At 45.9% G+C, this 12,576-nt stretch carries 8 protein-coding genes; 4 read left to right on the forward strand and 4 right to left on the reverse strand.

Going from position 1 to position 12,576, the window contains the following annotated elements:
- Positions 1–48 precede the first annotated feature (48 nt).
- The gene (locus D0C36_RS06485) at positions 49–2,736 is read right to left on the reverse strand and encodes a valine--tRNA ligase (RefSeq protein WP_117390732.1); all 2,688 of its coding nucleotides are present in this window, start codon (positions 2,734–2,736) and stop codon (positions 49–51) included.
- A 526-nt stretch (positions 2,737–3,262) separates the two neighbouring features.
- Here D0C36_RS06485 and D0C36_RS06490 point away from each other — a divergent pair.
- Together D0C36_RS06490 and D0C36_RS06495 are read left to right on the forward strand one after the other, a co-directional pair.
- Complete coding sequence (locus tag D0C36_RS06490; RefSeq protein WP_117390733.1) at positions 3,263–5,332, forward strand: M13 family metallopeptidase; 2,070 nt, start codon at positions 3,263–3,265, stop codon at positions 5,330–5,332.
- 423 nt (positions 5,333–5,755) lie between these two features.
- Positions 5,756–7,087, forward strand: coding sequence for an MBL fold metallo-hydrolase (locus D0C36_RS06495; protein ID WP_117390734.1), 1,332 nt, complete (start codon positions 5,756–5,758; stop codon positions 7,085–7,087).
- Positions 7,088–7,157: 70 nt separating this feature from the next.
- Here D0C36_RS06495 and D0C36_RS06500 read toward each other — a convergent pair whose 3' ends face one another.
- Together D0C36_RS06500 and D0C36_RS06505 are read right to left on the reverse strand one after the other, a co-directional pair.
- The gene (locus D0C36_RS06500; protein WP_117390735.1) at positions 7,158–8,873 is read right to left on the reverse strand and encodes a GMC oxidoreductase; all 1,716 of its coding nucleotides are present in this window, start codon (positions 8,871–8,873) and stop codon (positions 7,158–7,160) included.
- A gap of 41 nt (positions 8,874–8,914) precedes the next feature.
- A complete protein-coding gene (locus D0C36_RS06505; RefSeq protein ID WP_117390736.1) occupies positions 8,915–9,256 on the reverse strand; it encodes a hypothetical protein in 342 nt (113 codons plus the stop codon).
- An 85-nt stretch (positions 9,257–9,341) separates the two neighbouring features.
- On the opposite strand from D0C36_RS06505, the gene D0C36_RS06510 reads away from it, so the two are divergent.
- Together D0C36_RS06510 and D0C36_RS06515 are read left to right on the forward strand one after the other, a co-directional pair.
- Positions 9,342–9,617: a hypothetical protein gene (locus D0C36_RS06510; protein WP_117390737.1), complete on the forward strand. Its 276-nt coding sequence runs from the start codon at positions 9,342–9,344 to the stop codon at positions 9,615–9,617.
- 36 nt (positions 9,618–9,653) lie between these two features.
- The gene (locus D0C36_RS06515) at positions 9,654–10,946 is read left to right on the forward strand and encodes a hypothetical protein (protein ID WP_117390738.1); all 1,293 of its coding nucleotides are present in this window, start codon (positions 9,654–9,656) and stop codon (positions 10,944–10,946) included.
- Positions 10,947–11,028: 82 nt separating this feature from the next.
- Here D0C36_RS06515 and D0C36_RS06520 read toward each other — a convergent pair whose 3' ends face one another.
- On the reverse strand, positions 11,029–12,480 hold the full coding sequence (locus D0C36_RS06520; RefSeq protein WP_117390739.1) for a hypothetical protein: 1,452 nt from the start codon (positions 12,478–12,480) through the stop codon (positions 11,029–11,031).
- Positions 12,481–12,576 lie beyond the last annotated feature (96 nt).

Here is a 12,576-nt window from a genome sequence, read left to right on the forward strand (position 1 = left end):
GATACGCAATAAGCCATTATAAGTTACGTATGCGGCTAAGCAAAGCAATTAATTTGCCAATCCTTTTAAGCCTTCTTCAACAATTTTAAGTTTGGCTTCGGCATCAGCTTTCTTCTTGCGCTCATTATCAACCACTTCCGGCTTGGCGTTAGATACAAAGCGCTCGTTCGACAGCTTGGCATCAACCGACTTAAGGAAACCTGTGAGATATTCTTTCTCTTTCTCTAAACGGTCTTTTTCGGCCTCAACGTCAATTTCTATGTTTAGCGCAACAAAAAACTCGTCGGTACCGGCAACAAAATTAGTGGCGCCGGCAACTGCTTCGGTTACAAACGTTAAGTCGTTAATATTAGCTATATGCTTGATGATAGCGCTGTACTGAGCATAATCAATAGCAGAGTTTACCTTAATGGCTAACGGCAAAACTTCTTTAGGCGAAAGACCTTTGCTGTTGCGGATGTTTCTAACCTGTGCAATGGCCTGCTGCACTACTTCCATCTCGGCAACCAGCTGTGTATTTATCTCCCCGATTGATGGCAATTGGGCAACAATACAACACTCCAGCTCGCCACGGGTACCAAACAGTTCATCGTGCCACAGTTCCTCGGTAAGGAACGGCATGTACGGATGAAGCAGTTTTAAGATATTTTCAAAGAAACTAACAGTTGCATTGTAAGATGCAGCGTCGATTTTTTGTTTTTCGGCATCAGCCTGGTATGGCGGCTTCACCATTTCCAAATATGACGAGCAGAAGTCGTCCCAAACCAGTTTGTAAGAAGCCATCAAAGCTTCAGATAAGCGGTACTGGGCAAAGTTTTCCTCTATCTCTACCAATGCCTGGTTAAAGCGGCTCTCGAACCAATCGATAGCTACTTTATTCTTAGCCTCTATGCTGTTATCTATCTCCCAGCCTTTAACCAGTTTAAAGGCATTCCAGATCTTGTTACCAAAGGCACTACCCTGTTCGCAATATTTCTCATCAAACATGAGGTCGTTACCGGCAGGCGAACAAAGCAACATACCTACACGCACTCCATCGGCACTATATTTAGCCATCAGATCGAGCGGATCGGGCGAGTTGCCTAATGATTTAGACATTTTGCGACCCAGTTTATCGCGAACGATACCCGTAAGGTATACATTGCTGAACGGCTTTTGCTGACGCAGTTCGTGGCCGGCCATTATCATGCGGGCTACCCAGAAGAACAATATCTCCGGTGCGGTTACCAAGTCGTTTGTCGGGTAATAGTAGTTTATTTCGGGGTTATCAGGGTTGCGCACGCCATCAAATACCGAGATTGGCCACAAGCCCGATGAGAACCAGGTATCCAGTACGTCCTCGTCTTGTGTAAGATCATTTATAGTGTAAGAAGCATTGATCTTCTGCGCTTCAACTAACGCTAACTCTTTGGTTTTGGCAACTACATACTCACCGGTTGGCAGGTAGTAAGCCGGGATCTGCTGGCCCCACCACAACTGGCGGCTGATGTTCCAATCCCTAACGTTTTCCATCCAGTGGCGATAGGTGTTGATGAACTTATCAGGTATCAGTTTTACATCGCCCTCTAAAACATAATCCAAAGCAGGCTGTGCCAGCTCTTTCATTTTGCAGAACCACTGCATTGATAGCTTTGGTTCGATAACCGCCGATGTACGTTCTGATACACCTATCTGCGAAACGTTATCTTCTGTTTTAACCAGTGCGCCGGCTTCTTCAAGCATTACGGCAATTTTCTTGCGGGCAGCAAAGCGGTCTTCGCCAACCAGTATCTGTGCTTTCTCGTTCAGTGAGCCATCATCATTCAGGATATCGATAACCTGCAGGTTGTGGCGCTGGCCAAGCTCGTAGTCATTTAAGTCGTGAGCAGGCGTAACTTTCAAACACCCTGTACCAAAATCCATGGTCACATACTCATCCAGTATAACCGGTATTTCGCGGTTGATGAGCGGGATGAAAACCGTTTTGCCATGCAGATGCGTGTAACGCTCGTCATTAGGGTTGATACATATCGCAGCATCAGCCATAATGGTTTCAGGGCGGGTGGTAGCAATAACAAGGTAAGAGGTTGAAGGGTTAAGGGTTAAAGGTTCTGGTTCACCTTTAACCTTTTGGCTTTCACCTTTTACCTCATATTTGATATAATAAAGCTTCTGATTTACCTCTTTGCGTAGTACCTCTTCATCACTTACTGCGGTTTTACCTTGCGGGTCCCAGTTTATCATGCGTACACCGCGGTAGATAAGGCCCTGCTTGTGCAGGTGAACAAAGTAGTCGATAACTGCTTCGCTCATGTCCTCATCCATGGTGAATTTGGTGCGGTCCCAATCGCATGAGGCACCCAGTTTTTTCAGCTGCTCCAGGATGATACCACCGTATTTATTTTTCCAGTCGTAAGCATGTTCCAGGAACTGCTCGCGGGTAAGGTCTTTTTTGCTGATGCCCTGCTCTTTAAGCATGGCTACTACCTTTGCTTCGGTAGCAATGCTGGCATGATCAGTACCGGGTACCCAGCAGGCATTTTTACCTTTCATGCGGGCACGGCGGATGAGTACATCCTGTATGGTATTGTTAAGCATGTGGCCCATGTGCAGCACACCGGTAACGTTTGGCGGGGGTATAACAATGGTATACGGCTCGCGCTCGTCTGGTACCGAGCGGAAAAATTTCTTATCTAACCAATACTGGTACCACTTTTCTTCGGCTTCTGCAGGTGAATAGGTCTTTGCAATACTCATAGCCGGCAAAAATAACAAAACGCTTTTAAATCCGCCTGCTGAAGCGGGCGGCAATGAATTTATTTTATCTATCCTGTATCCGTCGGTTGAAACCGATGGCAATGATGACGATCCTATTCCTGATTATCTTCATTTCCATCCCATTCAGGGGGCGGAAACATGTGGCAATTGATCTTAAATCCCGTCGGTTGAAACCGACGGCAATGAATTTGCCCTTTCATTCATTGCCGCCCCATTGATAGCACGGCATGCAGGGTAATAAACAGATACCCAACCCTTAGAACCATTATAAATTACACTGGCTCACATTTTCGCAACAATAATTTTACATACAGGCGTTTATACCTAACAAGCACATCAATAAAAATGAGAACATTGCCCGTAAACCGCTTTCTGGCAGCTATTATCAGGATGTCGAGGTTATCAGTTGTTATCAGCTGGTTTAATCGCTAAATACCCCATCCCGTTTTAGTACTTGCCTCAACGCACATTAAATTTTTAACTTTAGCTTTTTACTGATTTAATTATGAAGTTAAAGTTCACTAATCTGATGCTGGCTGGTGCGCTATGCCTTTCGGCCAGCGTATATGCCGCACACGGCGACAAACCTGTAAAAGGTAAAACATCCGCCAATCCCCCGAAAAAATTCATCGACCCTGCTAACATGGATATGTCCGTTAAGCCCGGCGACGACTTTTTTGAGTACGCCAACGGCGGATGGATAAAGCAGAACGCCATCCCGGCAAAAGAAACTCGCTGGGGTAGTTTCAACATCCTGAGGCAAGAAAACACCGACAGATTGTTGGCCCTGCTTACCGAGGTGAGCAAGAATACCAACCAGCCAAAAGGTAGCCTTAAACAACGCGTTGGCGATCTTTACGCCAGCGGCATGGACAGCCTTGCCATCGAGAAAAAAGGATATACCCCTATCCAGGCTGATCTGGAACGTATCGACAAGATCAGTGACCTTAACGGCATCATTAATGAGCTGATATACGAGCGCGTTAATGGTGTAGGCAGCCCGCTGTTTGGTTTTGGTGTTGGGCAGGATTCTAAGCACGTAGATAACTACATTACCCAACTACGCCAGGGCGGCACCAGCCTGCCGGATAGGGACAATTATCTGAAAGATGATGCCCGCTCTAAAAAAATTCAGGATGCGCTGAAAACATACATCAGCACTCTGTTTACCTTAACAGGTTCCCAGCAGGATGCAGCTACTAAAAATGCCAATACCATTTTTGAAATGGAGAAGAAATTGGCTAATTCGCAGTTGAGCCGTGTTGCCATGCGCGACCCTAATGTTACCTACAACAAATTTTCGGTAGCCGATTTCAGCAAAACCACCCCGCATTTAAACTGGGTGAAGTTGTTGCCAATGCTGAAAGTTAACGGTCAGGATACCGTACTGGTTGGTCAACCGGCTTTCTTTAAAGATATTGATGCCATGCTGGCTGCTACTTCTGTTGAGGATTGGAAAACCTATCTAAAATGGAACGTTTTGAAAGGTTCGGCATCATCATTAAGCTCGCCGTTTGTGAAAGCGGCTTTTGCTTACAGCAGCGCATTAAGCGGCCAAAAGGTTGAAACCCCGCGCACCGAACGTATGAGCGGCCTGGTTGATGGCAGCCTGGGCGAATTGCTTGGCCAGCTTTATGTAGAGAAATACTTTACACCTGCGGCTAAGAAATACATGCTCGACCTGGTGAACAACCTTAAAGTAACCCTTGGCGACCGCATTAAACGTTTAGAATGGATGAGCGATGCCACCAAAGCAAAAGCCTTAACCAAACTAAATGCCTTCACCGTTAAAATTGGCTACCCCGATAAATGGGAAACTTATGATGGCGTGGTTATCGACCGTAACGATTATGCCGGCAACCTTAAGCGTTTATCTATCTGGCGTTACAACTTCAACGTTAGCCGTTTGGGTAAACCGGTTGATAAAACCCGCTGGGGCATGACACCGCCTACCGTTAACGCATACTACAACCCAACCACTAACGAGATCGCGTTCCCTGCCGGTATCCTGCAGTTTCCGTTCTTTGATTTTGGTGCGGATGACGCTGTAAACTACGGTGGCATAGGCGCAGTTATAGGCCACGAAATGACCCACGGTTTTGACGACCAGGGCCGCCAGTATGATGCCGATGGCACCCTGCGCGACTGGTGGACAAAAGACGATGCCGATAAATTTAAAGTTCGCGCCACACAGGTAGAGAACCAGTACAATGCCTTTACGGTATTAGATACCATGCACGTTAACGGTAAACTTACCCTCGGCGAAAACCTTGCCGACCTGGGTGGTTTAAACATCGCTTACGAAGCATTCAAGAAAACTAAACAGGGAAAATCAAACAGCAAAATTGACGGTTTTACGCCGGATCAGCGTTTTTTCCTTTCATGGGCACAAGTTTGGAGAGGCCAGCAACGCCCTGAATCGGCTGCGCAACGTATTCTGACGGATCCACACTCGCCGGAGCAATTCCGCACCAATGCACCTATTACCAATATGGATGCCTGGTACGCTGCTTTCGGTATTAAACCTGAGGATAAAATGTACAAAAAACCTGAAGACAGGATAAAGGTGTGGTAGGCATTAGTGATCAGAGATTTGTGACCAGAGATTAGTTTTTGCAAAGCCCGACATTTGTCGGGCTTTGCTGTTTTATCAGTATATAACCACCGTGTCATTGCGAGGAGCGACAGCGACGTGGACAACCGACCTACGGGAGCTCATTAATACCCTAATAGAAATTAAACACATTAATAATCTCATAGCATGCCAGGAATAAACGCGACGAGATTGCTTCTCCGCCAGCCGGCGGATCGCAATGACATTTTTATTATAGCACCCTGTCATTTCGACCGAGGTACGAGGAGAAATCTTGTTAGATAAGACAAGCCAAGAGTGGAGCATCAACAACAGGATTTCTCCTCGCCGTCGCTCGCTCGAAATGACATGTCTAAGAGAATTTTGCTTCTTTAAAAATCCTATCTTTGCGGCACTGATTTCATTATGATAATTCACCAGTTTTACGATAAGGGCCTGGCACATGCTTCGTATGCCATAGTACGCAGCGGGAAGATGATAGTTATTGACCCGGCACGCAACCCGCAGCCTTATTATGATTTCGCTACGCTGCACGAAGCGGAGATCGTAGGAGTGATAGAAACCCACCCCCACGCCGATTTTGTGAGTTCTCACTTCGAGATCCACCAAACTACCGGTGCCACCATTTATGTGAGTAAACTGGCTGGTGCGGAATATCCTCACGATACCTTCGATGATGGTGACGTGATAAAACTGGAAGACATCAAACTGAAAGCCATCAATACCCCCGGCCACTCGCCCGATTCTATCTGTATCTTATTAGAAGACGAGAACAGTAAGGATTGCGCCATTTTCACCGGTGATACTTTGTTTGCAGGCGATGTGGGCCGCCCCGATCTGCGCGAATCTGCCGGCAACATCACGGCCAAAAAAGAAGAATTAGCCCGCCAGATGTACCACAGTACCCGCGAGAAGCTGATGACCCTACCTGCCCATGTAACCGTTTACCCGGCACACGGCCCAGGTTCGCTTTGCGGCAAAAGCATGAGCCCTGATCTGCATAGCACTATTGGTAAAGAGCTGCGCGAAAACTACGCCCTGCAATTGATGGATGAACTGGCTTTCGTAAATACCCTGATGGCCGACCAACCATTTATGCCCAAATACTTTGGCTACGACGTAGAGCTGAACAAGAACGGCGCGCCCGGCTTTACTGAAAGTATTGCCGCTGTAGCTAAACCATCGCAGGAGATAGATCTGAGTGATGCCTTGATCATCGATACCCGCAACCGCGATGCTTATCGCAAAGGCCACGTAAAAGGTTCTTTTAACCTGCAGGATGCTGAAAAATTTGAGACCTGGCTGGGTTCGGTAATTGGCCCTGATGAAGCTTTTTACCTGATTGCTGAGAACGATGCGGCCTTAGATACGGCCATCACCAAAGCAGCTAAAATTGGTTACGAACGTAATATTAAAGCAGCAGTTTTAACACCATCGACCGCAACGGAGCAATCGGCTTGTCTTGATATGGCCGACTTTAAAGCTAACCCTGATAACTATACCATCATTGATGTGCGCAATTGGGCCGAAATAAAAGCAGGCAAACTATTTGCCGATGCTTTAACCATCCCACTACCCGAGCTTCGCGAGCGTGTAGGTGAGATACCTGCCGATAAACCCATACTGGTGCATTGTGCTGCAGGTTACCGTTCTGCCGCTGCCGTGGGCATCATCAGTGCATCAGTTACCGGAGTACCGGTTTATGACCTTGGCGAAGCGATAAATGAGTGGAAATAATGTCGGTGAGGACACCAATAACCAAAAATATTTAGCGTACCCCATCCCGCAAGGATGGGGTATGCTCTTACTAAACTTCACCTTTCTTTAAAGCTTCAACCGCATGGTTGGCTGCGCGGGCGGTGAGCGCCATAAACGTTAGCGACGGGTTTTGTGTACCGGTCGAGGTCATGCAGGCGCCATCGGTAACAAATACGTTTTTGCAGGCGTGCAGTTGGTTCCATTTGTTGAGCATTGATGTTTTAGGATCATGCCCCATGCGCACGCCGCCTATCTCGTGGATATCCAGTCCCGGAGCTTGTTTACTGTCGTTTGTGGCTATATCCTTGCAGCCGGCTTTATCCAGCATTTCTGCTCCCTGCTGTAAAAAGTCTTTAAGCGACTTCACGTCATTATCATCATAATCAACAGACACCCGCAGTTGCGGCACGCCCCATTTATCTCTCAGGCTGTCGCTTAGCTGTACAGAATTGCTGGCTTTGGGGATGGTTTCGCCCTGCATCATCATGTAAATACCCCAGGGGCCTGCATCGCTGATGTTCTCCTTAAACTCTGCCCCCAGCGGCGCGCCATCAGTATAATGGCCCCAGCCTGCACGGGTAGCGGTATAAAAAACCATGTAGCCCCGCAAAAAATCGGTTTCCTGCTTATGCACATTTCTGAAGTTTGGCATCATCACCGCAGTAGGCCGGCGGCCATAATAGTAGCTGTCCATAGGGCCATCAAAACTGGCCGTCATGGAGCCGCGGTAGTTGTGGAATGCGATGTATTTACCCAGCAAACCATTATCATTCCCCAAACCATTTGGGAAACGGTTTGAAGTGGAATTAAGCAATATGAGGTTACTATTCAAAGTAGCACCATTAACAAATATCACCTTTGCAAAATATTCAATAGCCTTGTTGGTATGTGCATCAATAACGCGCACGCCTGTGGCCTTCTGCGTTTTATCATCATAGATAATGGAATGCACCACAGCATCGGGCCTCAAGGTTAAGTTGCCCGTTTTAGCGGCCCATGGTATGGTTGATGAATTGGAACTAAAATACCCGCCGAAAGGGCATCCGCGTTCGCAAAGGCTGCGCGCCTGGCATTTGCCCCTGCCCTGCTGCAGATGTATCTCTTTCGGCTCGGTAAGGTGTGCACACCTGCCAATGATCACATCACGGTCTTTGTAATTGGCCATAATGCGCTTTTGGATCTCTTTCTCTACCACATTCATTGTCCAGGCAGGAAGGAACTCGCCATCGGGCAGGGTTTCCAGTCCGTCGTGGTTACCGCTAATGCCTGCAAAGCGCTCTACATGGCTATACCATGGTGCAATATCATCATAGCGGATGGGCCAGTCTACAGCAAAGCCATCACGGGCAGGGCCTTCAAAATCGAACTTACTCCAGCGCTGGGTTTGCCTTGCCCACAACAATGATTTCCCCCCTACCTGGTATCCGCGTATCCAGTCGAATGGCTTATCCTGCACATACGGGTGTTCCTTATCCTTCACAAAAAAGTGTTCGGTGGCTTCGCCGAAGGCATAACAGCGGTCAACAACGGGGTTCTCCGTTTTCACATCAAGCGGCAATTGACCGCGGTGCGGAAAATCCCATGGGTTTTTAGTAGCTGTGGGATAATCTTTAAGATGTACTACATCCTTGCCCCGCTCAAGCACAAGGGTTTTAAGGCCATGTTCGCAAAGCTCTTTGGCAGCCCAGCCGCCGCTAATGCCCGAACCTATGACTATTGCATCAAAAGTGTTATCTGCGAAGTTATTGAGGTTTACATTCGCCATAATGGATTAAATTGGTGAATGTAAGTTAGTAAATTAAACGGTTATTCGTCCAGATGCCACATACCTGGATGATCACGGAAATGGCTTATATTTTCAATGATCTCCTCTATTTCGGTAGCCGTTAGTTCATCCTTTCCATCAGGTGTATAGGTGAACATCTTGCCGGGATCTTCAAAAGTTATAAATCCCCGATAGTTGGAGTCGAGCTTTTTGTCTAACAATAATTCTGCTTCCTGCTGATTCTCAAGCGCGTCGTCTTCGTGTTCGTCAGCATCATAGATGTTATAGGTATAAGTAATAACAGGATGGCCATTAGCTGCCGCCTGTACATTTGGGATGATCTTCAGGTTCTTTCCGCCGATATTAAAAAAAATGGGAGTCATGGGCATATATAATTATATCAAATGATACAAATGCCATTATCAATTGGTTTTATAAGGCCCGTAAATTGTATCTTAGATTAAGAGTATGGCATCTGTAGAAATAAACCCGGGCTTGTGGCTTTGCGCCGATACAGAGAACAAAAAGGTTCGCCTGAGCCTAAATGACGGCCATGTTGATCTTGCCTGCCGGCTCGAATCGGTAAGTAAGCTTAACCAATTTATTGCCGATGGCGAAGGGCTCCTATTTAAAGGCAGGTTACAATTGCATAAAGATGCCGGCCGTATAACTGTGCTGCTGAACGGCCAGCCTACCGCACAACTAAGTGTAACAACCTTATCCTCATTATTAAATAGCATTTAGATTTTACTATTTTAGGGTAAACTAAACCCGTTTTACATGACAACTAATGCTGATGAGCCGTTGTATTGGTCGGCCCCGCGCAAAATTGCTGTGCGCTTTTTCCTGGTGTTCTTTCTGCTTTACATGTTCTTTAACCCCAACGGGGTGCTGCCCTATTCTGATATTTTATATGAGTTGTATATCCCGGCATTCCATAACCTGGCGGTTTGGTTGGGCAATCATATACTTCATCTTAAAAATCCTATAACGGTATTTACCAACGGCAGTGGCGATACTACTTATGATTATGTGATGCTGTTGCTAATGTTTGTTACAGCTCTTGTATCAACCCTCATCTGGACGATAGCCGACCGCAGGGTGCGTAATTATAACAGGCTATTCTATTGGCTCACTGTGGTTGTACGTTATTATGTGGCGGTAACCATGGTAACCTACGGTTTTGTAAAAATTATTAAACTGCAATTCCCATATCCTGATCTTAACCGTTTGCTTGAGCCTATCGGCGATACTTCGCCCATGGGCCTGGCCTGGACGTATATGGGGTACTCAACTGGGTTTAACCTGTTCACCGGCCTAGGTGAACTGGCTTGTGGATTGTTATTATTCTTTCGCCGTACGGCTACGCTTGGAGCGCTATTAGGGCTGGTGGTTGCGGGTAACATTATGGCCATCAATTACTCGTTTGATGTGCCGGTAAAGCTACTATCAACCATGCTTACGGTGATGAGCATGTTCCTGTTATTTAAGGATGCCGTTCGATTAACCAATTTCTTTTTGCTGAATAAACCTGCAGCCCCTGCCAACCTTGGCCCTCATAAGTTTAAAAAGCGCTGGGCCAATATTACTGCCGCGGTTGTTAAGTATGCTTTGATATTTTTTGTACTGGCTGGTAATATTGAGAATGATGTAAATGCCATGAGCAATTACGGTACCCGCATGCCTAAACCGCCCCTATATGGTATTTACCAGGTACAAAGCTTTGTGCGTAACCGCGATACCATACCCCCGCTTACAACAGACAGTACCCGTTGGAACAAGTTGATACTTGCCTATACCGGTGGCGCCCGAGTAAAAATGATGAACGACAGCATTAAACGCTACGATTGGAAGATTGACACTATTAAACGCACTATAGTGATGTTTAACTATGCCGATACCGCCAATAAAGCGTATTACACCTATACATTACCTAAAAAAGGCGAGTTACTGATGAAAGGCAAAGACAAAGCCGATTCGGTATATATCCGGATGACGCAATTTGATTTGAAGAAATTCAGGCTCAATAGCCGTGGGTTCAACTGGATAAACGAGTATCCATATAATCGTTAACCACTGTAGTTACTAAACAGAAAAAGCGCCCTTGCTTTCGCAAAGGGCGCTTTTTTATTATTAATGTAAACCGTAGTACTAATTATTTAACAGCACCTGGAGTAGTGTATGGAAGTGATTGTGGATCAAAATGAGCCCAACCAGTAGTCCAGTCTTCAGTACCAAATGCACCTTTGTAAGCAACTACATCAAAACCAGTTTTAACTTTATCGTTTGTGAATAATGCACCGGTTAAAGCAGGTGAACCAGTGATTTGAGTAAAGTTTGGTTTACCGGTTCTTGTACCACCTGCAATATCAGCAGAGAATTTGTATGGATCTGCGTAGATACCTGCACCGTAAATATCTGGTGAGAAAGTGTTACCAGCAGCGTTTAACAATGTAGTGATAGCTGTTTTAGCATCAGCGTTTGAAGCTTTGATCTGGTTGCCTTTAACGTTGCTACCAGCTATTAAGTTGTTAGCAAATACAGATGCACCAGAAGCTAAGTTACCAGATGAGTTAGAACCGGTAGCCGGCAAACCGTCATCATAGTAAACACCTTCTGTGTAACCAACAATTACTGAGTTAAATAGGCTCATAGCTGAGTTACGACGGATTTGCGCACCATGCTGGAAGTTAGCGTTGATAGCAGTGAAATCAGATTTCTCTTTTGGACCTAAGATAGTCATGTTAGAGAAGATAGCTGAAGTTTTTGGCTCAGCGGCAGTACCGGCAGAGTTGTTATCAGACTCGAAACCGTTTGAACCAGATACGTCGGCAGTTGCAGCTAAACGTTGAGCTAAACCAAATTGGATCTTACCAGAGAAACCGTTATCGGTATCAAAGTCATCATCCCAGGTATCGATAGCTAAAAGGTGTTTAGCGTTTACAGTACCACCAAACCACTCGTAAGCATCGTCACCAGAACGGTAAACTTCGATGAACTCGATAGTAGTACCAGAACCAACGCTACCAAAAGTTAAACCGTTGATCTCGTTATCTGGGCTCAATGGAATACCAGCGTACTCGATACGTACGTATTTCATGATACCAGAGTTGTCACCAGCTTCGGTACCACCGTGCTTACCTTTATCAGTAGCATCAGAAATACCTTCAATTGGTACTGAAGTACCGATGTTGTTTGGAGCTTTACCCAAAAGGATAACGCCACCCCAGTCGCCTTGTGCACGGCCACCGGCAGCAATGTTTGAAGTGAACACGATAGGTGCCTCAGCTGTACCTTGTGCATCAATTTTAGAACCGCGGGTAATGATCAAAGCACCTTTAGTAGCTTTATCACCTTTAATGATTGTACCAGCCTCAATTTTAAGAGTTACGTTGCCGGTTACGAATACGTTACCTTTTAAAAGGTAAATTTTGTCTTTGGTCCAGGTTGTGTTTGCTGTAATGTCGCCAGAGATTGTAACAACACCATCTGTGTTGGTAGGCGGCGGAGTAGTGCCACCACCACCGTTAGGGTCAACTGTATTTTTTGAACAGCTGGTTACAAAAATACTCGCGCTAAGTACAGCAAGTAATAAAACTTTTTTCATCGCTTGATTTAATTTAATTTAATTTCGTTTATCAAAGAAACCCTTATGGTTTGAACTTAAGATTACGCACGGTTTAAACCTATGTTAAATAACATT

Origin of the sequence: Mucilaginibacter conchicola, assembly GCF_003432115.1 — a bacterium.
GTDB lineage: Bacteria > Bacteroidota > Bacteroidia > Sphingobacteriales > Sphingobacteriaceae > Mucilaginibacter > Mucilaginibacter conchicola.

Excerpts from the sequence above, each read along its gene's own strand:
- D0C36_RS06485 (WP_117390732.1), bottom strand. The coding sequence starts at position 2,736 with ATGAGTATTGCAAAGACCTATTCACCTGCAGAAGCCGAAGAAAAGTGG.
- D0C36_RS06490 (WP_117390733.1), top strand. The coding sequence starts at position 3,263 with ATGAAGTTAAAGTTCACTAATCTGATGCTGGCTGGTGCGCTATGCCTT.
- D0C36_RS06495 (WP_117390734.1), top strand. The coding sequence starts at position 5,756 with ATGATAATTCACCAGTTTTACGATAAGGGCCTGGCACATGCTTCGTAT.
- D0C36_RS06500 (WP_117390735.1), bottom strand. The coding sequence starts at position 8,873 with ATGGCGAATGTAAACCTCAATAACTTCGCAGATAACACTTTTGATGCA.
- D0C36_RS06505 (WP_117390736.1), bottom strand. The coding sequence starts at position 9,256 with ATGACTCCCATTTTTTTTAATATCGGCGGAAAGAACCTGAAGATCATC.
- D0C36_RS06510 (WP_117390737.1), top strand. The coding sequence starts at position 9,342 with ATGGCATCTGTAGAAATAAACCCGGGCTTGTGGCTTTGCGCCGATACA.
- D0C36_RS06515 (WP_117390738.1), top strand. The coding sequence starts at position 9,654 with ATGACAACTAATGCTGATGAGCCGTTGTATTGGTCGGCCCCGCGCAAA.
- D0C36_RS06520 (WP_117390739.1), bottom strand. The coding sequence starts at position 12,480 with ATGAAAAAAGTTTTATTACTTGCTGTACTTAGCGCGAGTATTTTTGTA.